The sequence below is a fragment of the Candidatus Alistipes pullistercoris genome, from assembly GCF_027665465.1.
Taxonomy (GTDB): Bacteria; Bacteroidota; Bacteroidia; order Bacteroidales; family Rikenellaceae; genus Alistipes_A; species Alistipes_A hominis.
Genome location: NZ_JAQDED010000007.1, coordinates 93151 through 114607, shown reverse-complemented (window position 1 = coordinate 114607; position 21457 = coordinate 93151). Strand labels below are relative to the sequence as shown.

Here is a 21457-nt window from a genome sequence, read left to right as displayed (position 1 = left end):
AATTCTCTGAAAATTGAAAATCCAAAAGAAATCTCCATGAAGAGTACAAACAAAAAGAGGGCGACTAAAATTTTTTGGTCGCCATCTTTAACAGCTCATACAATATCTGCCGAATGGATCGTTTCGATCCTCGTTAGGAGATCGGATTATTCGAAGGATTCTCGTATAGGGACGAAATAAAATCCTTCAAGAGTATACCTTATGAAAGAATTAATTAACGTCGGATCAGTTGTTTGACATTGAAAGCCGACGTAAGAAACAGAAAACAGAACCGTTGCCTTTTCGTTACATCGACCTAATTATAAGAAGGTAACAGTCCGATTTTACAGACTGTTACATTGATTTAAAGACGTTCTATTTCGTGGGTTTTCGCTTTGCGGGGCAGCGGTTTGTTTTTACAAAATAATCGCTACCTTCGCACAGTGGTCGAATCTGAAGGACATTGCGGTTATGAGCGGAAAACATACGAAGATCGTTTGGATGGTCTGTCTGGTCGTACTGCTGTTTGCCGGTATGCGGGCTTCTTCGCGGCCCCGGCCGGGAAAAGGGTTTCGGCTGTGTATGCAATCTTATACTTTTCAACGTTTTACGCTCGAACAAGCCATGGACAAAACCTGTGAATTGGGAATAAAGTATCTGGAAATTTTTCCGGGTCAGCGTTTCGGCGGTTACCAGTCCGTCGAGTATGAATGCAATTGGGAAGATTCGGTTCCCGATATCCGGGAATGAATCGTCCGTTTTCGCCGTATTTGCGATAGACTTTAACCGATTTTAAGTGGAAAAGATGAAAATAAAACTGTTTACGATACCCAATATCCTGACGCTTTGTAATTTGCTGTCGGGATGTGCCGCGGCGGTTTTCGCGCTGTGCGTGAACGACCTGCAGTGGGCTTTCTGGTGCGTGGTTGTCGCGGCCGTGTTCGATTTTCTGGACGGTTTCGTGGCGCGTCTTTTGAAATCCCATTCGGCGATCGGCAAGGAACTCGATTCGCTGGCCGATATGGTGAGTTTCGGGTTCGCTCCCGCTGCCGTATTGTATACGATGTATGCGATGACCGGCGGCAGCGACGTCTGGGGTTTCGCCGTGTTCGTCGTGGCGGCCTTTTCGGCCCTGCGTCTGGCGAAGTTCAACCTGGACGAGAATCAGACCACCCAGTTCATCGGCCTGCCGACGCCCGCCTGCGCCTTGTTTTTCGTGTCGGCCGGCTATCTGATGCAGGCGGGGGCTTTTACGGCTCCGGCCTGGGTGATGATCGCCGCCGCAGTCGTTTTTGCGGGTCTGCTGGTATGCAACGTGCCGATGTTCGCCCTTAAATTCACCCATTACCGTTTCGCCGGCAACCGGGTGCGCTACGTATTCGCACTGTGTTCGTTGGCGGCTCTGTGCGCAGCGGGGATTGCGGCGATTCCGTTTATCATTCTGGCTTATATCGTCGTTTCCGTATCGGTGTATGCGTTCCGGACGCAGCGGTAAGCGACCGTCTTCGGACTGCATGAAATTTGCATGTGTAATATTTTTGCTACCTTTGCCGTTATTTCGGGAGGTAATTGCCTGCGACTGATGTTTGGAATATCAAAAGGGTATGCGTTAAAAGTGTTATTCGGGACGGTTTTTGTTCTGAACATTTGTGTCGCATCGGCGCAACGGCCGATTACTTCGAACCAGAACCGCAATCAGTACGGGACTCTTCCCGGACTTAATAACCAAAATCAGAACCAGATGCAGTACGGCAGCATCGGCGGGGTACAGGACAACGACGCCCCCGAAGAGGAGGCCGATACCACCAAAAAACCACCCAAGATCCGCAAGCCGCTGGAATCCTATTTTTTCAACGATTCGATCCGCGCCCGGCAGAGTTTCGCGTGGAACGTGAACCTCGAGCGAAACGATATCGATATCATCGATGTGGACACTGCGCTGGTCGGTTTCCAGAACGAGTATCCTTACCTCCAGAACAACGTGGGCTCGGCCTACCTGGGTAACTTGGGCGCCGCCTCCGTGCCGCTCGACTATTTCCTTCGTCCGCAGTACCGCAACTTCAGTTTCGCCCAATCCTTTGATGCCTACCTGTTCACTCCGCAACGGGTGCGTTATTTCAATGTCAAGAAGCCGTTTACGCATTTGTCCTATTTTATGTCCGGGCAGACCCGCCGTCTCGAAGAGAGTTTTTGGGGGGCCCATGCGCAGAACGTTTCGCCTTCGACGGGGTTCAACGTCGATTACCGCAGCCGCGGTACGCGCGGGATCTATACGTGGCAGGGTACGCGCGAGCGCAATCTGTCGCTCGCCTTTTCGCATACCGGCAAAAAGTACAGCGTTCATGCGGGCTATATTTACAACATGCAGAACGTTAAAGAGAATGGCGGTATCATGCGCGACGAGGACATTACCGATACGGTCTTCGAAATGCCCGAGTTGATTGAAGTGCGTTTGCAGGATGCCCGCAATCAGCTTAAAAACAATACTTTTTATATCGTTCAGTCTTACGGGGTGCCGTTGCGGAAACTGACCGACGAGGATTTTTCGATCGCTCAGAATTCTTCGTTTTTTATCGGCCATTCGCTGGAACTGAGCAAATTCTATAAGAAGTACACCGATACGAAGGCGAAAAGCGGCGATTTCTACGAGAACTGGTATATCAGTCCCACTCAGAGCGTCGACTCGATGTACGAGCGCGTGCTGTCGAACCGGATTTTCGTTCAGATCCAGCCGTGGGATCGGGACGGCCCCGTCGGGGTGATCAACGCCGGGATCGGCAACGACGCCCACCATTATTACCAGTTCAGCATGGAGGACTACCTGACCAACAGGAATAAGGGGGTCAACAAGAACGGGACTTTCGTATACGGTTCCGTCGAAGGAAAATTCAGGAAATATTTCAGTTGGGACGCCAATATCAAGTACCACCTGTTCGGATACCGCAGCCAGGATCTCGAGCTGGGCGGCGACGTGGCGTTCTCGGTTTACATAGCAGGCAAGCCAATCACTCTGAAAGGCAGCATCGGGCATACGATCAGTACGCCCGACTACTGGACGGAGAACTATTTCTCTAACCACTATGCGTGGAACAACTCTTTTGCGAAAGAGTCTGAAACCCGAATCTCTGCGACCCTGAGCGTCCCGTCCGTAGGACTCGAACTGGGCGCTTATCAGAGCCTTTTGAAAGACAGGATCTATTACGACGCTCAGGCGCTCCCTGCCCAGCACGGGGGCAACGTCAGCGTTTCGGGTTTGTATGCCAGAAAGGATTTCCGCATCGGCGGACTCCATTTGAACCACAGGGTATTGCTTCAGTTTAGTACAGTTCAGGAAGTTGTCCCGGTGCCTCTGGCCAGTGCTTATCTCAGTTATTTTTACGAATTCAACGTGGTGAAAAACGTGCTGCGGCTGCAGATCGGTTTGGACGGACGTTACAATACGGAGTATTATGCGTTCGGTTACAATCCTGCGACGGCGCAGTTTTACAACCAGCGTGAAAAGAAACTGGGAAATTATCCGATGATTGATGTGTTTGTCGCTGCCAAGTGGAAACGCATGCGGATTTTGGCCAAGATGCAGCATCTGAACGACAATTTGTTCGGAGACCGTAACTATTTTACGGTGCTCCATTATCCGCAGAACAAACGGGTCTTCAAAATGGGATTTTCCTGGAGCTTCTACGACTGATGCGTAAGAGCTGCCCCCGAAAACAGTTTTTATGATTTACAAATCGATTGTATCGTGTAAGTTATTTTTGTTCTTCAGTTTATTGATCCTTACCGCCTGCGGCGAACAGCGGCAGGCCGAACTCCCCGAACGGGTACGGCTGACGGTCGCTATGGACGACGACATGCCCGGCTACTTCGTGTTCGGCGGGGAAAATTACGGTTACCAGTACGATCTGTTCAAGGCTTATGCCGATTACCGGGGGCTTGAATTGCAGGTTGTGCAAGGTCTTTCCGCATCCGAGCGTTCGGAAAAGCTGGCGCTCGGCGAGTTGGATTTCGTGACCGCGCTTACGGCTCGGATCGCTGCGGCGGAAGTCCCCGCCTCGGTTCCTATTTACAACACATCCTATGTTTTGCTGGCCGATAAGTCCCGCGCTGCCGCGGCGCGCAAGGCGAAACATTTCAACCTCTCGTCTTTCGTCGGCGACGGACGGGTGCTGATCTCCTCGGGTTTTAAAAAATCGAAAACGTACGGCATGTTGCTCGATTCCCTTTCGTCGGCTGCGATTTACGTATCGTCCCGCAACAGTTTCGAAATGCTCGAGGCGCTCGGCGACGGACAGTACGACTACCTGATCTGCGAAATGAGCGAAGCCCAGCTCGGATGCGCGCTGTCCAAAAACGTTGAGCAGGTCTATACTTTCGCCGAGCCGGTTTCGCTGAGCGCGGTCGTTTCGCCGCGGGATGAAGGGTTGCGGCAGGATTTCGAAGCGTGGCTGAACCGTTTCCGCAACAGCGAGGAGTACGCCATGCTGAACTACCTCTATTTCGAAAAAGGGATCGTCCGTCAGGTGGTGGGCCGCGGGCTGGCTTCGTCCCGCGCCGGCGGAATTTCGGCCTTCGACAAACTTTTCAAGGAGATTTGCGAGAAAGAGGGCTACGACTGGCGTTTCGTCGCGGCGATCGCTTACAACGAATCCCGTTTCAATCCGTTCCTGGTGTCGAGCCGCGGCGCGCAGGGCCTGATGCAGATCATGCCGCGGGTGGCCAGGCAGTTCGACGTGCAGGGCAATGTGATGGATCCGGAAAACAATGTGCTGCTGGCGGTGAAGATATTGGGAAAGATCGAGAAGTCGCTGCGTTTCGCTCCCGGAACATCCGAAATGGATCGGATGAAAATCGTTCTGGCGTGTTACAACGGCGGGATCGGCCATGTGACCGATGCGCGGAATCTGGCCCGGAAATACGGCGCGAATCCCGATTCGTGGAACGATGTTTCGGAGTACCTGACCTTGAAGTCCGATCCGCAGTATGCCCGCGACGAAGTGGTGCGCAACGGTCGTTTCGTCGGCCGGCAGACGCTCGCATTCGTCCGCGACGTGATCAGCCGTTATTCGGTCTATTGCCGGAACGTCTCGCGGTAGCGTCCCGTACTGCCGGGTTATGGCTTGTTTAAATTCGGCCGGCGCTGTTTCTTGCGTCGGCCGAATCGGTTTTATACGGCGGATCGGTTCATGCCGTATTTGAAAGAGACCGGGCCGGTTTGCGGGAATCCCGTACTCCCGTCGCCGCATTGCTTCCCCGCCGTTTTTCGGGCCGTAATCCGCCGATTTGTAGAATGTCGATAGCTGTTAATGCATTGAATTAAAGCGTTCTGTATTCGATAAAATGGCGGATGCGCTTGTCCGGATTCAGCTTGGTCCGATTTTATCTGACTGTTTTGGTTACTTTCTTTCTTTCCGCGAAACGCTGCGACTTTTCCCTGCTTTTTTTGCTGTCCAGAAAGAAGATCAGCGCGAGGGCCGACAGGATATCGACGAACAATAACACATTGATGTTGACAATCGGGGCCAGCAGAAAATTGGCGATGATATAGACGATCTGGATGCACAGGATGAGCCAGAAACTTTGCCGCTGGGAACATCCGATTTGCAGGAATTTATGATGAATGTGATTTTTGTCGGGACAGAACGGGGAGTGCCCGAGACAGATTCGTTGGATGAACAGCCGGGTCGTGTCGAACAGCGGGATGAAGATAATGCTCATCAGCGTTACCAGGGTCAGCTGCGAATTTCCCGTGCCGTTGTTCGCGGAAGCCAGTTGCAACAGCAGGAATGCCGTGATGTAGCCGAGCGTCAGCGACCCGCAGTCGCCCATGAACACTTTCAGCCTTTTGCCGAAGTAGTTGTACCGGAAAAACGCGGCGACCACTCCGACGGTGGACGCGGACAGCAGCGCCAGCATCGGGTTGCCGCTGTGCACCAGCAGTACGGTCAGCGTCAGTAGGGTTACGATGCTCAGCCCCGAGCAAAGCCCGTCCATCCCGTCGATCAGGTTGAAGGCGTTGATAACGACCATGACGATGAGTACGGTCAGCGGCGTCGACATCCAGTCCGGTATGGCGTATATTCCGAAAATTCCTTCCAGGTTGACGATGCGTCCCGCCGGCAATACCAATAGCAGTGCGACGAACAGTTGTACGAGCAGTTTGTATTTGTAAGTCAGGCCGATGATGTCGTCCCAGAGTCCTACGGCGGCGATTGTGATCAGTCCCGTGAAGAAATAGAAAATGGTTTCCTGGTAAATGGTTTCGACGTCCGGCATTCCGTTTCCGCCTATGGTGCATTGTATGCCCCGGATCAGAAAGTAGGCGATCAGCATACCCGGCAGGAACGACACGCCCCCGAGCCGCGGAATCTGCTGCGTATGGATCTTACGCGGATTCGGCGTATCGAAGATGCGCTTTCTTTTGGCGATTAGTATGATGCGGGGGATAGCGACCCGCCCGATCATAAAACTAATGCATGCGCCGGCGATTAAATAAAACAAAGTCGGATTCATAAAGTTGTTTGGTTGTGATAAAGGTAGGCATTTCTCTGTTCGGAACAAAATTATCCGAGCAGGTTGTCTTGATGTTTTCTTTCCCGGAAAAGCGACCGATTATCTTAATCGGTTAGGAAGTTATGAATTATAATCGAGCGTCGGTTTACGATGTTTGTTTCGTATTCGGAATATTCAGGCGAAGTTTTTTTTCAAGGGCGAAGAGTACGTTCTCGCTGCTGTTGCGTCCCGCCATGACGCTGCATACGTAATCTCTTCCCCAACCGTTTTCGCGTGCGACTTCGGCATAGACTCCCCGATGGCGTGCGGCTTCCGAACGAATAGCCGCAATACGCTCCTCTTTTCGTTCAATTCTTTTTTTCATAATCGGCAATATTTGATACCTTTGTTGTAGTAATACGCAAAAATACCCAATTTTTTTGACATAAAAAACAATATTGTCAATTATTTGTGTCACCACGATGGATTTAAAAGGGCGGATTAAAATACTGAGTGTGCATTTGGGACTATCCATCCGGGAATTTGAACGCGAGTGCGGATTGAAACGGGGGAATATTTCCAACATGACAGGCGCTCTGGGGTCGGACAAGTTGTCGAAGATTATCCAGCGTTTCCCGAGCATCGACCTGTACTGGCTGTTGACCGGGCGGGGGAATATTTTCCGGGACGCTTCCGACGCCGGCGGCAAAACGAACTGCGAGGACGAAGACTTGCCGCTGGTGATCGACAGCATGGTGTCCAACCTGACCAATTATACGGAATTGCAGTTGCGCCAGTTGAAATTGCTGCAAAAACTGATCGATCAGAATAAAAAAGAGCGCGATCCTTTGCAGAATCGATAAAAAACGGTACTTTTGCACCCTACTTACTTCAGTAGGTTGTGTAAAACCAATTAAAAATTACAAAATGCCTGTAAAAATCAGATTAGCACGCCGCGGTAAAAAGGGTTATCCTTTCTACCACATTGTCGTTGCCGACAGCAGGGCGCCACGTGATGGTAAATTCATTGAGAATATTGGGTCGTATAATCCCAATACCAATCCTGCCACAATCACACTCAACTTTGACCAAGCATTGGCATGGTTGCAGAAGGGCGCTCAACCTACCGACACCTGTAGGGCGATTCTTTCTTACAAAGGGGTCATGTACAAGAAACATTTGCTGGGAGGCGTCAGCAAAGGTGCGTTCAGCGCCGAAGTGGCCGATGCCCGTTTTGCCCAGTGGATGGAACAGAAAGCCGAAAAGATCGCAGCTAAGGAGTCCAAACTCAGCGGAGACAAAGTAGCCGATAAGAAAGCCCGGTTAGAAGCGGAAAAGAAAGTGAAGGAAGCCCGTGCCGAAGCCGTTGCCGCCAAGAAAGCGGAAATCGCCGCTGCCGCTGCTGCCGCCGAGTCGACTGAGGCCGAGACCGAAGCGTCTGCCGAAGAACCGGCTGCCGAAGCCTGATTTTTGCCTGATGCAGGAGCGACGTAAAACGGCGGTCGGCCGTATCGCCAAGTCTTTCGGACTTTCGGGCGAGTTGATGGTCAGTCTGTTCGATACGTTTCCTGCCGATTTTGATACGAAGGAACCGCTTTTTGTCGTGATCGACAAACTGGCGGTTCCTCTTTTTTGCGACCGTTTCGAGCGCCGCGGAAGGCGTAGCGCGCTGGTCGTATTTTCCGATTTCTATTCCGAAAAACGCACGGACGAGTTGATCGGCTGCGAACTTTTCCTGGAGGGGGAGGAGGATGTGCCGGATGGAGAACCGCTGGATCCGGATGCCGATGAATTTTATCCGGAAGACCTGGTCGGATTCGGCGTAATGGTCGATGAGGCCGGGGAGGGGATCGTGACCGGATTTATTGACGGGGAGAATCCGCTGTTCCTGCTGTCGCTGGACGGAAAGTCCGTTTACGTTCCCGTCGCCGACGAGTTTATTACCGAGATCGACGTTGCCGGGCGGAAAATCCGGATGCAACTGCCCGAAGGACTGATCGATCTGAACGATTGATATGCGAAGCGCGCCTGCCGCGCCGTCGAAACGAGTCGGGCGGTCAGCCCTTCTCCGAAACTGGTTCCTCCGGTTTTTCGGGTTCGCTCTGCGAAAGTTTTTTGAAAATCTCGCGTCCGACCCATGCGTCGGTCGCCGCGTAAAGTTGCTGTGCGGGCGTCAGTTGCTGTGCTTCCCAGTTGCTGAGACGCTGGGCTTTCGAGATGCGGATGTTCAGCGTGATGGCGGCCAGTTTGCGTAGACTTTTGTCGGTAATCCCGTACCGCGGGGCTATGTTCTGCAATTCCACGAATTTTTTTGGAGGAAACCGGTGCCACGAACGCAGCATCCGGACGTCTTCGTATACGGCGACGCCGACTTTGGCGATCCGGTCGGAAGAGAGTACGCGCTGTACGGATTCGGGCAGCCCGATCAGGTTCAGCCGGAACAAGAAGGCTTTGTCGTCGGCCGAGAGTTGTAGCAGCGCCACCTTGTTGAAATGTCCTTTCGTGAACGACGGCCGGGTCTCCGTATCGAATCCGATCAACGGGAAGCGGCTCAGGTATTCGCAGGCAGCCTCCGCCGCTTCCGGAGTATCGACGACGACGATTTCCCCGGGGAATGCCCCTATCGACAGTTGGTTGATCGCTTCGTTGGTTATGCTTTCCGCGTAAATTTTTCCCATCGGCCGCAAATTTACGGATTTATCCGAAGTTTCCCGTCACTTTCTTCGATTATTTTCTTTTCCCGGAGCAGGACGGTCACGCACTCCAGGATATGACGGATGTCGCGGCGTATCTGCGCTGCGAGCGACCGCACGTCGGCCGGCCCGCCGGACAGCCGGGAGAGGATTTCCCGTTGCAGGGCCTGTTGTCCGGGTGTATCCGTCCCCCTTTTTTTCTGTTCCAGGCAACGGTCGCACGCGCCGCACGGGACTGCATCCGTTTCTCCGAAATAACGCTGTATCAATACGCTGCGGCACTCCGCCGGCTCGGTGGCGTAACGGAACATGCTGTCGAGCCGTTTTTCGGCCACGGCTTTGCGCCGGGCGTAGCTTTCCGGCGAGATCCGGACGTTGGCCACCGGCAAACGCTCTTCGGAAAGGATCAGCATCGGACTTCTTCCGCCCGGAATGTAGCGGATGATGTGCAACTGCCACAATTTCTTAAAAAGTTCGTGCAGACGGGCCACGGTGTATCCCGACAGATGCGCCAGTTCGTCCTCGTCGATCGCGGCGAAGTCGCTGAAAAGTCCCGTGTAACGGCGCAGCAGCACGGTGATCAGGTGGTCGAGTTCCTTGCGGTCGACGCGGATCCGGTAGAGTTCGTCGCGCGGCACGACGAACCGGATCCGCGGCGGGTTATCCGACTCGTCGGTCAGGATCAGGTAGCCGTTCGTCTGTAGGATTTTGATGGCGTTGAGCGCTGTCGGGACGAAAAAGCGGAATCGCGCGGCGAATTCGTAGACGTTGAACGGGTGGACGGTTCCCTTGCCGTCCCCTACGGCGACGGAGAGGTAGTTGAACAGCGCTTCGTATACGTTCAGGATCGTTTTTACGGGCGGAAAGTCGAGTTGCATCCGGCGCGTCGCCAGCGGGGTATCTCCCTCGGACAGCAACAGCACCGCATAAGCCTTTTTACCGTCCCGTCCGGCCCGTCCGGCTTCCTGATAATAGGCTTCCAACGAATCGCACGGGTCGTAGTGCACGACGATCCGGACGTCCGCCTTGTCGATGCCCATACCGAATGCATTGGTAGCGACCATGACCCGCAGCCGTCCCCGTATCCAGTCGTCCTGCCGCGCTGCCCGCATCAGGTATCCCATGCCGCCGTGGTAGAATCCGGCCGTTATGCCGTTTTCGTTCAGGAATCCGGCGATGGTTTCCGTCTTTTCGCGGGTGCGTACGTAGACGATGCCCGTTCCCGGAACGTTGTTCAGGATGCGCAGCAGGTGCTCGTGTTTGTCTTCTGTGTTGCGCACTACGTAACACAGGTTGCTGCGCGCGAAACTCGTCCGCAGGACGTGCGGTTCGCTGAATTTCAGTTGTTGCATGATGTCTTCGGCCACTTCCGGCGTTGCCGACGCGGTCAGCGCCAGCACCGGTATTTCGGGCTGCAACTCCCTCAGCCGGGCGATCCGCAGGTAAGACGGGCGGAAGTCGTATCCCCACTGCGAGATGCAGTGGGCTTCGTCGACGGCCAGCAGCGATACCCGCATTTTGGCGAAACGCGTCCGGAACAATTCGCTGTCGATGCGTTCCGGCGCAATGTACAGGAATTTCACGTCGCCGTAGACGCAGTTGTCGAGAATCCGGTCGATGTCGCGCGGCTGCATACCCGAATGAATCGACTCGGCGAGGATGCGCCGGCGGCGCAGTTGGTCGATCTGATCTTTCATCAGCGCGATCAGCGGCGTCACGACGATGCACACCCCGTCCAAAGCAAGGCCCGGTACCTGGTAGATGACCGATTTCCCGCCTCCGGTAGGCATCAGCACCAACGTATCCCGACCTGCGCAGACCGATTCGATCGTTTCGAGCTGTAACGGACGGAAATCGTCGTACCCCCAGTATCGTTTCAGTATTTGGCGCAGCCGTTCGGTCATCGGCGGGCCGGGATTCCTACGGTCTGCCCCAGTGCGATATGCTGCGACGATTTCAATCCGAGCGTTTTGGCGACCTCTTCGCGGTTGACCGTCGAGTGAACCACCACGGCCAGCCCTTCGGAAGCCCCGTACAGGTAGACGTTTTGCGCGATCAGTCCGGCGTCGATACCGGCGGTGACGGCGTTGCCCTGCATGTCGCCCTGCGTCATCCGCATGTAGTCGGCCACGAAGATCAGGATCCAGTCCCCGGTGCGGGTGTACTCCTGGCTGTTGACCTTGCCGCGCAGATCGCCTTCGGCGACCGGAACCAACGCGTGCGCTTCGGCGTCGTAGCGGTAAGCCCCTTTACGACCGATCAGGTAGAGGTCGATCTCCTGGCGGTTCAGCGCCGACGGCGCCGTGCGGCGGCCGTCTTCGCGGTTGATTCCCCAAGCTGCCCACAGCAGGTCGGAGAGTTGTTGCTGCGACAGCGATTTTTCGCCGTCCATCGTGCGGTTCGTCGCACGTTTCGACAACGCCTCCATCAAAGGCATTCCTCCGGTTTTGGACGGAGCCGGAAGTTTGATGATATTGTTCTGTGCCATAGCCCATGAAGTTAATAACAGTGTCGTAAGTGTCAAAATTGCTTTTCTCATCGGATTCGGACGTTTTGTTCCTACAAATTTAATTTATTTTTTTTACCTTTACTAATGCTAAAACGAACGGACGGCGTCGGACGCGTTCGTCTTCCGTAAATTTTATAAATTGTTTTTCCATGAAAAGAATACTTGCTTTTTTGTCGCTGGTCGTTTTGTGCTGCGCCGAAGCATCCGCTCAGACGCCGCAGCCGTTGTATCCGGACGGGAAGTTCGACGGCGACAACGGACTCGACTCTTCGGTCACGGCCGATCGCGACGGCGTCCGTTTCGGCGTTGCCGTCCCGGATTATTTCCTGTTCCGTCCTGCGCCGGACAAGGCGAACGGACAGTGCGTCGTCGTCCTGCCCGGGGGCGGTTACGGTTGTGTTTGCTACCAGCGCGAGGGGATCGACGTAGCCCGCTGGCTGAACGAAAACGGAGTTACGGCCGTCGTCCTGCGCTACCGGATGCCGAACGGACACAGCGAAATACCGCTGACCGATGTGCGCCGAATGTTTCGCACCGTGCGCGAAAATGCCGCCGAATGGGGAATCGACCCGTGCCAGGTCGGCGTCATGGGCTTTTCGGCGGGGGGGCATCTGGCGGCCTCGGCTCTGACGCTGTTCGAATTCAGTTACGCGCGTCCCGATTTCGGGATACTGATCTATCCGGTGATTACGATGCAGGACGGATTCTCTCACGGGGGAAGCCGCGATAACCTGATGGGCAAAGATCCGTCCGAAGATCTGATCCGGAGATTTTCGACCGAGCGGCACATCGTTGCCGCCACGGAACATACTCCCGCCACTTCTCCGTGTTTCATCGCGCTGAGCAGCGACGACGAAGTGGTTCCGACGCGCAACAGTACGATGTTCTACGATTCGCTGTGCTCGAAAGGCGTTCCCGCCGAACTGCACGTTTATCCCACCGGTCGTCACGGTTGGATCGGCGACTTCGTCTATTGGGACGAGTACCATGCGTCGCTGTCCCGCTGGCTAAAGCAATTGCGAAAGAAAGCCGCGGCGGCCGATACCGCCTGTCCGAAACTTTCTCGGTAGCGGAGAACGGCCGTTTTGCGGATTGTAATGCCGACCGGTATGGTTCTTAGACCGGCGATTTCGATTACGTCTGCCGTTTCAGCGGGTAATGCCGGAGGCGTCCGCGCCGGACAGCGGCCGAACGGAATCGGGATTTTCCGAGTTTTCGCAAAAAATGCGGTAAACTTGGAAAATCGAAAATCTTTGTTTACATTTGTCTTATCGAAAAGGTTCTGACCCCCCGACAGGGGTCGGGATTTTTTCTTTTTGTTAACGCAAACGAATCGATGAAACCGAAGACACGATTTTATGTTTATGTGGCGTTCCTGCTGCTCTCGGTGTTTTGCCTCGGGGGAAGCGTGGTGTTGTGTCTGTTCGACGGGGAGATGCGCAATTACCTGACCGTGCTGATCCTGTCGTGTTGTGCGGTAACTTTTCTTTACCTGCTGCGGCAGATGCTCAATCTGAACGATAAAGGTTGAAAAGCCGCGGCGTGAATTCCTGAAAACATTTAAACTCAATCATTATTATTATGGCATCAAACGTTGTTTATTTAACCGAAGCGGGTTTACAAAAGCTGAAAGACGAACTGGATCACCTCCGTTCGGTCGAGCGTCCTGCTATTTCCGCCGCGATCGCAGAAGCCCGCGACAAAGGCGATCTGTCGGAGAATGCAGAGTATGATGCGGCCAAAGAGGCTCAGGGCATGCTTGAGATGCGTATTGCCAAGTTGGAGGATACCGTTGCCAATGCAAGGGTGCTCGACGAATCGCGTATTGACACCAGTACCGTTCAGATTCTGAACCGCGTAACTCTTAAAAATATAACCACCGGGAAGGTCGTGGAGTACACCCTGGTTTCCGAAAACGAGGCCAACCTGAAAGAGGGCAAGTTGTCGATCGGTACCCCGATCGCACAGGCGCTGCTCGGACACAAAAAGGGCGAAGAGGTCGACGTTACCGTTCCGTCGGGCGTGCTGCGTTTCGAGATACTGAATATTTCGATCTGACCGGTTGGGTTTCCTGAATATATTTACGGATCCGGTCGATTTCGACCGGATCCGTTTTTAATTAATTTATAATCTGTCTTTTAGGGATGGCCCGTTGTCCGAGATAACCGTCCTGTTTGTTGCCTGTTAAATTAATTGTCGATTTCTTTTTTGTATAACTCCCACAATTTGTCGTTGTTGATGGGCGATCCGATTAGACGTACACGATTGTTTTTATCTAAAAGTAACGTATGATAAGCGGATTCTTGAGGTAATCCGTTTGCTGAAATAAAATTAGAGGTTGAATCGTAAATTACAGGAATATCCGGCAAAGCTTCACGGATGTAATGTTCAGTTAAATTTCTGTTTTTGCTCTGTACGATAAATATAAAAGACGGATTTTTATCGAGTAGTGACAATTCTTTCTTTTTCAGGAACCATTCTTCCAGCCTCCAGGAACAGCGCTCACAATCTGATGATTCGGCGAATATTACGATTTTAAAATGGGATGTATCCATCATGTCGGAGATTAGCGTATCTTTCCCATTGATGCAATAGGAATGGTTTTTAATTAAAATTTGCTTGTCGAGAATCTTGTCGAGTAATTCAGGCGCATCTGTGCGATTATTATTTACGCAGGCAAAAAGAAGTATGTTGGTTAATACGACAAAAATTATTTTCATTTCAAATGATAGGTTATCAGGACTCCGTCGCCTTTGTCCATATGTTTTTTTACTGAATCCGGTAATGTACATAATCCGTTTTTCATCTGAAAAATATAAGTCGAATAATCATAAAGTGAAAAAATCTGATTGTCGAAATAAGCCAGTGGTTTTTGCAAAAAGCGGGATGTATCTTTGATTATGTTCGTGCCCACCACCGTTTGGCGATTCAGATCGTATATGAAAGGCTGTCCTCCGTATTTATCTTCATTGAATTGTCCGATCATATATTTGGGTGTCATGATCGGTGTTTCGCTCAGATAATGAAATCCGGATAGTCTTTCCGGGTCGTTTTTTGCCTCTAGTGGGGCTTTTCTGTTTTTGAAATCGATGTGATAAACTTTCACTGAATCCGGCGCTTTTCTGTCGAAAACGGCTATGGAATCTGAAACCAGCGTATTAAAGACGAAATATCCCTTGGAATGAGTTAAATACGAGAATCGGGATAAGACGCTACAGTCGTTTTCATTTGTCGGGAAAATGCTGTTTTTGATATTCATATCCGAATCGGTAATATATATGCGGTAAGGTTGTTGGCCGGGAGAAAGGATGGCGCCGTCGACTACAGCCCATGAAAAAATGTAATTTCCGTTATCGAAAACAGCCATATCATAAACAACAAACGGTAGAGTTTTCTTTGTGATGAAGTTCCCGTTTTGGATGTCATGTAGCAACAATTCGTGTTTAATATTGTCGATCAGGTAAATAAATTTGTCGTCTACGGTAAAATTGCGAAGTTGGATATACTCTTTCGGCCCGCGCCCCCTGTTCCCTGTTTTGTATAGAAATTTCCCGTTTCTGTCAAAAACCAGTACTTGGTTTCGGCCTATAAAATCAAAAATAAAGATTTTATCGTTTTTTACGATTAATTTATCGATTTCTCTAAAAAGACCGTCCGGATGGGCTTCCAATAAAATATATTCTACGGTGTCGATATAGTTCGCTGCGGTACTATCCTCTTGTTCGATCCAGGAAAGATTTTTTTGATCGTTTTGCGATATCGTATTTGGTTGTTGAGTACAGGCAGAGATGCTGGATAAAATTATGCAGGGTAAAATTGTCTTTATAAAATAGTTCATCATGAGATAATATTATTTATGCTTTAACAACAGAGACAGATTTTTATATCTGTCTCTGTTGTTTATATTCGATTAACCGTGTAAATTGCATGGACGGCGTTCGCAATGTGTACCCGTTCCTTGACAGGTTACAACCGTTGTCTGGCAATAGATTGGTTTCCCTTTTTTGTCATAGCCGATAAGAGCGCCGCAAGTAAAACTCATAGGAGCTCCTTTGTCTGAAGATGATTCATCTTGACTTAGAGCCTCTATATCTCCCACCAGTAGATCATATTTAGTATTTGCCGGTGTGGAAACGTTGTAAAAAGTTACTGCCGCAACACTAAATGCGACTGCTAAAAATAAATTTCGTTTCATTTAATAGTTTTTTTAATTAATATGAATTAAATTTTGTTTGAAATAAAATCGAGAAATACGTAATTTCTCCGTCTGACTGTTTGTTTTGCTATACACATCCTTTTTGTTAATTTATAGAATGTGATTTTGATTTGCTAAATTATAATTTTTTTTGTAATTATTATTGTTTGAATTGTTTTGTGCTGTAAATTAGACTAAAATTAGCATAATGGCTGAATGTAGTAAGTAGTAACCAACAAAAAAGTGCCGAAATTGTTTCCGACACTTTTTCTTTAGCTGGTTTGTCCGGGAGGCCCGGAGAAAGCGCTATTTCACTGTTTTAACGATTTTTTCGAATGCTGCGGCGTTGTTCATAGCCAGATCGGCCAGGACTTTCCGGTTGAGCCGGATTCCTTTGGCGTTCATCTTACCCATGAATTCCGAGTAGGTCATTCCCTGACCGCGGACAGCGGCGTTGATACGCTGAATCCACAGGCTGCGGAACTGACGTTTTTTGTTCTTGCGGTCTCTGTACGCATAGGTGAGACCTTTTTCTACGGTGTTTTTGGCGACCGTCCATACATTTCCCCTTGAACCAAAGTTACCTTTGGCAAGTTTCAAAACTTTTTTTCTTCGGGCTCTGGATGCAACTGCATTTACTGACCTTGGCATAATTGTAAAGTTTTACGAGCGGTTAGCGGCATGGTTCTCCCACACTCTTCGGGGCTAAGTCACTCTTTGTTTGACATTGATGTAAAACGCGCGGCGGTTTATTTAACCAGCAGCAGTTTTACGTTGGCTTCATCGACCTTCGAGATCAGTCCCGAGTAGGTGAGATTCCGTTTTTGTTTTTTCGTTTTCTTCGTCAGGATGTGACTTTTGAAAGCATGCTTTCTTTTGATCTTTCCTGATCCGGTGAAGTCGAAACGCTTCTTGGCACCGGAATTGGTTTTCATTTTCGGCATTCTACTAAAAATTTTAATGTTAAACAGCCTTCAAAGGTAGGAATTAATCCCGGAATAAAAAAATCCCGTTTTTACGAAATATTTTTCGACTTGAGTGATTTTTAATTAAAGTTATTTTAATCAGATGTTTATGAGGGATGGCTCCGTCGTTGTTCCGGTATCGTATTTTCCGATCGCCCGATAAAAATTTCCGATTTGCAAGAACCGGGCGAAATGCTTATTTTTACGTCACCAACCAAATCGGAATCGAGTCATGGAAGAAAAAATTCTCAAAGCCCTTCAGGAAAAGGGTGCGATGCGTCCCGGCGACATCGCGGCTGCTGCCGGCGTCGAAAAAGCCGAAGCCGACAAAGCGATCAAAAAACTGGTCAAAGAGGGCAAGGTCTACTCTCCGAAACGCTGCTTTTACGACATTCAGAAGTAGCGGCATGAACAGATTGATCTTGTATCTGTCGGCGCTGATCCTGTTGTTCGGCGCCGATAGTCTCGTTGCCCGCAACCGTCCGCTGAACATAGGTTCCTACAACATCCGTTGCAACAACCCCGGCGACGGCGAAAATGCGTGGCCGAACCGTAAGGAACGGGTTAAAGCGCTGATTTTATTTCATGAGTACGATGTCGTCGGCGTGCAGGAGGCCCGTCCCGAGCAGATGGAAGACCTGCAACAAATGCCCGGTTTCGCGTCGGTCGGCGTCGGCCGCGACGGGGAGGCGGGAGGCGAGTTCTCAGCGATTTTCTACCGCGTCGACCGGATTCAGGTACTCGACAGCGGAACATTCTGGCTCTCCGAAACGCCCGAAAAGGTGTCGAAAGGCTGGGACGCCGCTTTGAACCGGATCTGTACGTGGGCCAAGATGAAGGACCGCGCCACGCGTCGGGTGTTTTACTTTTTCAATACGCATTTCGACCATATCGGTCCCGTGGCGCGGCATAAGTCGGCCGAACTGCTGGTCGCCCGGATCCGCGAGACGGTCGGGGAGAAGTATCCGGTCTTTTGTTCCGGCGATTTCAACTCGGGGGCCGGGAGCGATCCGGTCGAGGTGATGCTGAGCGCTTTTTCCGATGCGGAAGCCGTGTCGCAGACGCCGCCCTATACGCCGGGTTGGAGTTACACCGATTTCGGGGTGAAGGTTCCGGAGCGGTTGATGAAAAAAGGCAAGATCGACTTCCTGTTCGTCAACGACCGCGTGACGGTGCTGAAATTCGGCATCCTGACCGATTCGGACGGGCGCAATCATCCGTCCGACCACTTTCCCGTCTTTGTCGAAGCGTTGTTGAAATAATCACGGCGGCGAACGGGGAACTGTAAAAATGGGAAAACTGCTGGTTTGGATTATGATTTTGGGAAGCGTCGCCTCCTCCGTCGCCGCGCAAAAGCGCAGCGATCCGTTCTTTTTTATCCAACTGAGCGATCCGCAGTTGGGATTTATCGACGACAACCGCTCCTACGCCCGCGAGACGGAGTTGATGGAGCTTTTTACCGATGCGATCAACCGGCTGCGGCCCGCGTTCGTGGTCGTGACGGGCGATATGGTGCACGACCTGAACGACGCCGGACAAGTGGCCGAATTCGACCGGTTGATCGCCCGGATCGATCCGGCGATCCCGGTCTATTTTACGCCGGGCAACCACGACGTGGGCAACGAGGCAAGAGACCGGCTGGTCGAGGCTTATATTAAAAAGTACGGTTACGACCGTTTCGCATTCGCACACCGCGGCGCTTACCTGATCGGGTTGAATACGCCGGTCGTCTGGGCCGATTGTCCCGACCGCGAGCGGAAGCAGTGGAGATGGCTCGCGGCGAAACTGAAACGCTCCCGGAGATATGGCCGTACGATCGTGCTGGGACATCATCCGTTTTTTCTCGAATCGGCCGATGAGAAGGACCGTTACGAAAATATCCCGTCCGTTCGCCGCGGAAAGTACCTCGACCTGTTCGCGCGGTACGGCGTGGACTGTTACCTGTCCGGGCACCTGCATTTCTGCGCTTCGGGTTCGTTTGGGGGCGTGCGATTCCATACCGCCGGGGCCGCCGGTCGGCCGCTGGGCAACGACCGTTCCGGATTCCGGGTCGTAAAAGTTTTCCCGGAGAAGATCGAAACCGTCTATTACGGTTTCGACCGGCTGCCGGAGCGGATCGACGGATTCCCGGCCGGGAATTAGAGCGCGGGTGGGGAATTCTCAACATTTTTTCGTTACTTTGCAGACTGACATTTATTAGCTTATCCGCATGGAGTCTAAACAAGCCCTCAAACGATGGATGCCGATATTGGTGGCGCTGGTCGTTTTCGTCGTGATCAACCTGTTCTATTTCGCCCCGCAGTTCGACGGGAAAGTGCTGGCTCAGCACGATATTCTGCAATATAAGGGCAGTGTCGAAGACATTATGCAGCACCGTGCGAAGTATGGCGAAGATCCGCAATGGGAAGGCAATATGTTCAGCGGGATGCCGGCCTACCTGATCAACGTACAGTACGAAGGCACGATCATCAAGACGCTGGCCCGCGTATTTTATTTCCTCGGACAGCCCGCTTCGCTGATTTTCATTGCGATGGCGATGTTTTTCTTCATGCTGTTGTGTATGCGGTTCAATCCGTGGATCGGAATCGTTCCGGCTCTCGCTTACGGTTTTTCGACCTATTTCTTCATCATTATAGGGGCCGGACACATTACAAAGATGCTCGCGCTGGCCTTCGCTCCGATGCTGTTCGGCGGCGTGTATTACGCGTTCCGGCGGAATATGTGGATTGGCGCCGCGCTGACCGGTGTTTTCGCCACGATCGAGATCGGGGTCAATCACCCGCAGATTACCTATTATTTCTTATTTATTTTGATTGCTTTCTGGGTCAACGAGTTGGTGCTTTCGATCCGGAAAAGGATATTGCCGCATTTTGCCAAAGCGACCGGACTGCTGGCGCTGGCGGCCGTGCTGGCCGTAGGGAGTAATGCGGGAATGCTTTATTATATCGACAGCCATTCGTCCGAGACGATGCGCGGCGGTAGCGAACTGACTTCCGCTGACGGGAAGAAGCAGGACGGACTCGGCCTGCAGTACGCTACGGCGTGGAGTTACGGTAAGGCGGAGACTTTCAACATGCTGATTCCGAACCTGTACGGGGGAACTTCGCAAGGCGGGTTTTCGCAGGACGGGGAGGTCGCCGGGGTGCTGAGGAATTACCGCGCCGACGTTTCGCAGGTTCCCGCGTACTGGGGGCCCCAGCCGATGACCAGCGGCCCCGTTTACCTGGGGGCCGTGGCGTTGTTGCTGGCCGTGCTCGGCATGTTCGTGCTGCGCGGGCGTTCGAAATGGTGGGTGTTCGTCGTGACTCTGCTCGCGGTGCTGTTGTCCTGGGGAAGTAATTTTATGGGATTCACCGAGTTGTTTTTCAACCATTTCCCGATGTACAATAAGTTCCGCACCGTGTCGATGATCTTGGTGATCGCCGAATGGAGCGTGCCGTTTCTGATGGCCGTCGTGTTGCAGCGGCTCTGGTGCGGCGAACTCGACCGGCAGCGGTTGATGAAAGGACTTCGATCGGCGGTGCTGACGGTCGGAGGAATCGCGTTGCTGTTCCTCGTGTTCGGCGGCGCGCTGATGTCGTTTTCCGGTCAGGGCGAAGATCAGCTTCCGCAGGAGGTGGCTTCGGCGATGCGTTCCGAGCGCGCCTCGATGATGCGGGCCGATGCGTTCCGTTCGTTGCTGTTCGTGCTGTTGGCGGCCGGCGTAGTCTGGGCGTTCGCGGCGGAAAAGATCAAGAAGACGGCTTTCGTGCTGCTGCTCGGCGTGTTGGTGACGGCCGATATGGTGCCCGTCAACCTGCGCTATCTGAACGGCGACACATTCGTTTTGCCGAACCGGGCCGAAATCCGTCCGACGGAGGCCGACCGGCAGATCCTGGCCGACTCGACCGGCGAGCCCGGATACCGGGTGCTGAATCTTTCGGTCAGCACGTTCAACGACGCTTCGACTTCCTATTTCCACCGTTCGGTCGGCGGCTACCACGGAGCCAAGCTGCACCGCTACCAGGATCTGATCGACCGCCATCTGTCGAAGATGAATATGAACGTGTACAATATGCTCAATACGCGCTACGTCATCGTGCCGGATCAACAGACGGGCCGGTTATCCGTGCAGCATAATCCGGAAGCCAACGGCGCCGCCTGGTTCGTCGATTCGGTAGCTTTCGTCGAAACCCCCGATCTGGAGATCGATGCGCTGACGACGACCGATACCAAACGGGTGGCCGTAGTCGACGAGCGCTTCGCCGATGCGTTGCAGGGAGTCGTGCCGGCGGCCGACTCGACTGCGTCGATCCGGATGACCGAATACAGGGTCAATCTGCAACGTTACGAATATACGGCCCCGGCGGAAGGGGTCGCCGTATTCTCCGAAATTTATTATCCGCACGGATGGACGGCCTATGTCGACGGCGAAGAGGCGCCCTATTTTCGTGCCGATTACGTGCTGCGGGCGATGGCGTTGCCGGCGGGAAACCATACGGTCGAGTTCCGTTTCCGCGCTCCGCACTATGCGGCGCTGACGGCCGTTACGCGCGCCTGTTCGCTGTTGCTTTTGGCCGGGCTGGTCGCAGCCGTCTCCGTCGCGGCGGTACGCAAACGCAAACAAACGGAAAATAGCTGATTAGGT

The 21457-nt window shown here is 52.3% G+C and carries 24 protein-coding genes; 14 read left to right on the top strand and 10 right to left on the bottom strand.

Annotated features, from left to right (window positions below):
* Positions 1-450 precede the first annotated feature (450 nt).
* From PGR91_RS10545 to PGR91_RS10530, 4 genes are all read left to right on the top strand, one after another.
* Positions 451-729 (top strand): hypothetical protein, encoded by a 279-nt coding sequence (locus PGR91_RS10545; protein ID WP_118656775.1) that lies wholly within the window; start codon positions 451-453, stop codon positions 727-729.
* 55 nt (positions 730-784) lie between these two features.
* Entirely contained in the window at positions 785-1474 is a 690-nt protein-coding gene (pssA, locus tag PGR91_RS10540) for a CDP-diacylglycerol--serine O-phosphatidyltransferase (protein WP_055205252.1), read from the top strand.
* 87 nt (positions 1475-1561) lie between these two features.
* Positions 1562-3667 (top strand): putative porin, encoded by a 2106-nt coding sequence (locus PGR91_RS10535; RefSeq protein ID WP_081032624.1) that lies wholly within the window; start codon positions 1562-1564, stop codon positions 3665-3667.
* Positions 3668-3698: 31 nt separating this feature from the next.
* Positions 3699-5072: a transglycosylase SLT domain-containing protein gene (locus PGR91_RS10530; RefSeq protein WP_182424248.1), complete on the top strand. Its 1374-nt coding sequence runs from the start codon at positions 3699-3701 to the stop codon at positions 5070-5072.
* Positions 5073-5355: 283 nt separating this feature from the next.
* Here the strand turns inward: PGR91_RS10530 and PGR91_RS10525 are convergent, their stop codons facing one another.
* Both PGR91_RS10525 and PGR91_RS10520 read right to left on the bottom strand, forming a co-directional pair.
* Positions 5356-6489 (bottom strand): glycosyltransferase family 4 protein, encoded by a 1134-nt coding sequence (locus PGR91_RS10525; RefSeq protein ID WP_101572283.1) that lies wholly within the window; start codon positions 6487-6489, stop codon positions 5356-5358.
* 145 nt (positions 6490-6634) lie between these two features.
* Entirely contained in the window at positions 6635-6853 is a 219-nt protein-coding gene (locus tag PGR91_RS10520) for a hypothetical protein (protein ID WP_055205255.1), read from the bottom strand.
* Positions 6854-7052: 199 nt separating this feature from the next.
* On the opposite strand from PGR91_RS10520, the gene PGR91_RS10515 reads away from it, so the two are divergent.
* From PGR91_RS10515 to rimM, 3 genes are all read left to right on the top strand, one after another.
* Positions 7053-7331: a hypothetical protein gene (locus PGR91_RS10515; protein ID WP_125147209.1), complete on the top strand. Its 279-nt coding sequence runs from the start codon at positions 7053-7055 to the stop codon at positions 7329-7331.
* Positions 7332-7395: 64 nt separating this feature from the next.
* Positions 7396-7935 (top strand): 30S ribosomal protein S16, encoded by a 540-nt coding sequence (locus PGR91_RS10510; protein WP_118656777.1) that lies wholly within the window; start codon positions 7396-7398, stop codon positions 7933-7935.
* 10 nt (positions 7936-7945) lie between these two features.
* Positions 7946-8482, top strand: coding sequence for a ribosome maturation factor RimM (gene rimM / locus PGR91_RS10505; RefSeq protein ID WP_055205258.1), 537 nt, complete (start codon positions 7946-7948; stop codon positions 8480-8482).
* Positions 8483-8525: 43 nt separating this feature from the next.
* Here rimM and PGR91_RS10500 read toward each other — a convergent pair whose 3' ends face one another.
* From PGR91_RS10500 to PGR91_RS10490, 3 genes are read right to left on the bottom strand one after another with little or no spacing between them, the layout of a single operon-like run.
* Positions 8526-9146, bottom strand: a complete 621-nt coding sequence (locus PGR91_RS10500; RefSeq protein WP_055205421.1) for a 3'-5' exonuclease — start codon at positions 9144-9146, stop codon at positions 8526-8528.
* Between the two features lie 11 nt (positions 9147-9157).
* On the bottom strand, positions 9158-11065 hold the full coding sequence (locus PGR91_RS10495; protein WP_118656779.1) for a RecQ family ATP-dependent DNA helicase: 1908 nt from the start codon (positions 11063-11065) through the stop codon (positions 9158-9160).
* Positions 11062-11649 carry a SagB/ThcOx family dehydrogenase gene (locus PGR91_RS10490; RefSeq protein WP_228385809.1) on the bottom strand — a complete coding sequence of 196 codons (588 nt, stop codon included), beginning with the start codon at positions 11647-11649 and terminating at the stop codon, positions 11062-11064. Before PGR91_RS10490 ends, PGR91_RS10495 begins: the two co-directional genes overlap by 4 nt.
* Before the next feature lie 170 nt (positions 11650-11819).
* On the opposite strand from PGR91_RS10490, the gene PGR91_RS10485 reads away from it, so the two are divergent.
* The 3 genes from PGR91_RS10485 to greA all read left to right on the top strand — a co-directional run bounded on the left by PGR91_RS10485 (position 11820) and on the right by greA (position 13728).
* Complete coding sequence (locus PGR91_RS10485; protein ID WP_118656781.1) at positions 11820-12740, top strand: alpha/beta hydrolase; 921 nt, start codon at positions 11820-11822, stop codon at positions 12738-12740.
* Between the two features lie 266 nt (positions 12741-13006).
* Positions 13007-13201: a hypothetical protein gene (locus PGR91_RS10480; protein ID WP_055205262.1), complete on the top strand. Its 195-nt coding sequence runs from the start codon at positions 13007-13009 to the stop codon at positions 13199-13201.
* Positions 13202-13251: 50 nt separating this feature from the next.
* Positions 13252-13728: a transcription elongation factor GreA gene (gene greA / locus PGR91_RS10475; protein WP_055205263.1), complete on the top strand. Its 477-nt coding sequence runs from the start codon at positions 13252-13254 to the stop codon at positions 13726-13728.
* 131 nt (positions 13729-13859) lie between these two features.
* On the opposite strand, the gene PGR91_RS10470 is transcribed toward greA, so the two are convergent.
* The 5 genes from PGR91_RS10470 to rpmI form a co-directional block, all read right to left on the bottom strand.
* A complete protein-coding gene (locus PGR91_RS10470; RefSeq protein WP_101572295.1) occupies positions 13860-14390 on the bottom strand; it encodes a hypothetical protein in 531 nt (176 codons plus the stop codon).
* Positions 14387-15511: a 6-bladed beta-propeller gene (locus PGR91_RS10465; protein ID WP_101572297.1), complete on the bottom strand. Its 1125-nt coding sequence runs from the start codon at positions 15509-15511 to the stop codon at positions 14387-14389. The genes PGR91_RS10470 and PGR91_RS10465 overlap by 4 nt, the downstream gene beginning before the upstream one ends.
* Positions 15512-15580: 69 nt before the next feature.
* Entirely contained in the window at positions 15581-15865 is a 285-nt protein-coding gene (locus PGR91_RS10460; protein ID WP_145996532.1) for a hypothetical protein, read from the bottom strand.
* A 306-nt stretch (positions 15866-16171) separates the two neighbouring features.
* Complete coding sequence (rplT, locus tag PGR91_RS10455) at positions 16172-16516, bottom strand: 50S ribosomal protein L20 (RefSeq protein WP_055205264.1); 345 nt, start codon at positions 16514-16516, stop codon at positions 16172-16174.
* 98 nt (positions 16517-16614) lie between these two features.
* Positions 16615-16809: a 50S ribosomal protein L35 gene (gene rpmI / locus PGR91_RS10450; protein WP_055205265.1), complete on the bottom strand. Its 195-nt coding sequence runs from the start codon at positions 16807-16809 to the stop codon at positions 16615-16617.
* Positions 16810-17062: 253 nt separating this feature from the next.
* On the opposite strand from rpmI, the gene PGR91_RS10445 reads away from it, so the two are divergent.
* The 4 genes from PGR91_RS10445 (at position 17063) to PGR91_RS10430 (ending at position 21451) form a co-directional block, all read left to right on the top strand.
* Positions 17063-17233 carry a MarR family transcriptional regulator gene (locus tag PGR91_RS10445; RefSeq protein WP_055205266.1) on the top strand — a complete coding sequence of 57 codons (171 nt, stop codon included), beginning with the start codon at positions 17063-17065 and terminating at the stop codon, positions 17231-17233.
* A 4-nt stretch (positions 17234-17237) separates the two neighbouring features.
* Positions 17238-18092, top strand: coding sequence for an endonuclease/exonuclease/phosphatase family protein (locus tag PGR91_RS10440; protein WP_055205267.1), 855 nt, complete (start codon positions 17238-17240; stop codon positions 18090-18092).
* A 28-nt stretch (positions 18093-18120) separates the two neighbouring features.
* Positions 18121-18972, top strand: coding sequence for a metallophosphoesterase (locus tag PGR91_RS10435; RefSeq protein ID WP_055205268.1), 852 nt, complete (start codon positions 18121-18123; stop codon positions 18970-18972).
* A 67-nt stretch (positions 18973-19039) separates the two neighbouring features.
* Complete coding sequence (locus tag PGR91_RS10430) at positions 19040-21451, top strand: YfhO family protein (protein WP_118656783.1); 2412 nt, start codon at positions 19040-19042, stop codon at positions 21449-21451.
* Positions 21452-21457 lie beyond the last annotated feature (6 nt).

Excerpts from the sequence above, each read along its gene's own strand:
- PGR91_RS10430 (WP_118656783.1), top strand. The coding sequence starts at position 19,040 with ATGGAGTCTAAACAAGCCCTCAAACGATGGATGCCGATATTGGTGGCG.
- PGR91_RS10465 (WP_101572297.1), bottom strand. The coding sequence starts at position 15,511 with ATGATGAACTATTTTATAAAGACAATTTTACCCTGCATAATTTTATCC.
- PGR91_RS10525 (WP_101572283.1), bottom strand. The coding sequence starts at position 6,489 with ATGAATCCGACTTTGTTTTATTTAATCGCCGGCGCATGCATTAGTTTT.
- PGR91_RS10495 (WP_118656779.1), bottom strand. The coding sequence starts at position 11,065 with ATGACCGAACGGCTGCGCCAAATACTGAAACGATACTGGGGGTACGAC.
- PGR91_RS10480 (WP_055205262.1), top strand. The coding sequence starts at position 13,007 with ATGAAACCGAAGACACGATTTTATGTTTATGTGGCGTTCCTGCTGCTC.
- PGR91_RS10445 (WP_055205266.1), top strand. The coding sequence starts at position 17,063 with ATGGAAGAAAAAATTCTCAAAGCCCTTCAGGAAAAGGGTGCGATGCGT.
- PGR91_RS10460 (WP_145996532.1), bottom strand. The coding sequence starts at position 15,865 with ATGAAACGAAATTTATTTTTAGCAGTCGCATTTAGTGTTGCGGCAGTA.
- PGR91_RS10485 (WP_118656781.1), top strand. The coding sequence starts at position 11,820 with ATGAAAAGAATACTTGCTTTTTTGTCGCTGGTCGTTTTGTGCTGCGCC.
- PGR91_RS10515 (WP_125147209.1), top strand. The coding sequence starts at position 7,053 with ATGACAGGCGCTCTGGGGTCGGACAAGTTGTCGAAGATTATCCAGCGT.
- PGR91_RS10535 (WP_081032624.1), top strand. The coding sequence starts at position 1,562 with ATGTTTGGAATATCAAAAGGGTATGCGTTAAAAGTGTTATTCGGGACG.
- pssA (WP_055205252.1), top strand. The coding sequence starts at position 785 with ATGAAAATAAAACTGTTTACGATACCCAATATCCTGACGCTTTGTAAT.
- PGR91_RS10440 (WP_055205267.1), top strand. The coding sequence starts at position 17,238 with ATGAACAGATTGATCTTGTATCTGTCGGCGCTGATCCTGTTGTTCGGC.
- PGR91_RS10435 (WP_055205268.1), top strand. The coding sequence starts at position 18,121 with ATGGGAAAACTGCTGGTTTGGATTATGATTTTGGGAAGCGTCGCCTCC.
- PGR91_RS10490 (WP_228385809.1), bottom strand. The coding sequence starts at position 11,649 with ATGGCACAGAACAATATCATCAAACTTCCGGCTCCGTCCAAAACCGGA.
- PGR91_RS10500 (WP_055205421.1), bottom strand. The coding sequence starts at position 9,146 with ATGGGAAAAATTTACGCGGAAAGCATAACCAACGAAGCGATCAACCAA.
- PGR91_RS10530 (WP_182424248.1), top strand. The coding sequence starts at position 3,699 with ATGATTTACAAATCGATTGTATCGTGTAAGTTATTTTTGTTCTTCAGT.
- rplT (WP_055205264.1), bottom strand. The coding sequence starts at position 16,516 with ATGCCAAGGTCAGTAAATGCAGTTGCATCCAGAGCCCGAAGAAAAAAA.
- greA (WP_055205263.1), top strand. The coding sequence starts at position 13,252 with ATGGCATCAAACGTTGTTTATTTAACCGAAGCGGGTTTACAAAAGCTG.
- rimM (WP_055205258.1), top strand. The coding sequence starts at position 7,946 with ATGCAGGAGCGACGTAAAACGGCGGTCGGCCGTATCGCCAAGTCTTTC.
- PGR91_RS10510 (WP_118656777.1), top strand. The coding sequence starts at position 7,396 with ATGCCTGTAAAAATCAGATTAGCACGCCGCGGTAAAAAGGGTTATCCT.
- PGR91_RS10470 (WP_101572295.1), bottom strand. The coding sequence starts at position 14,390 with ATGAAAATAATTTTTGTCGTATTAACCAACATACTTCTTTTTGCCTGC.
- rpmI (WP_055205265.1), bottom strand. The coding sequence starts at position 16,809 with ATGCCGAAAATGAAAACCAATTCCGGTGCCAAGAAGCGTTTCGACTTC.
- PGR91_RS10545 (WP_118656775.1), top strand. The coding sequence starts at position 451 with ATGAGCGGAAAACATACGAAGATCGTTTGGATGGTCTGTCTGGTCGTA.
- PGR91_RS10520 (WP_055205255.1), bottom strand. The coding sequence starts at position 6,853 with ATGAAAAAAAGAATTGAACGAAAAGAGGAGCGTATTGCGGCTATTCGT.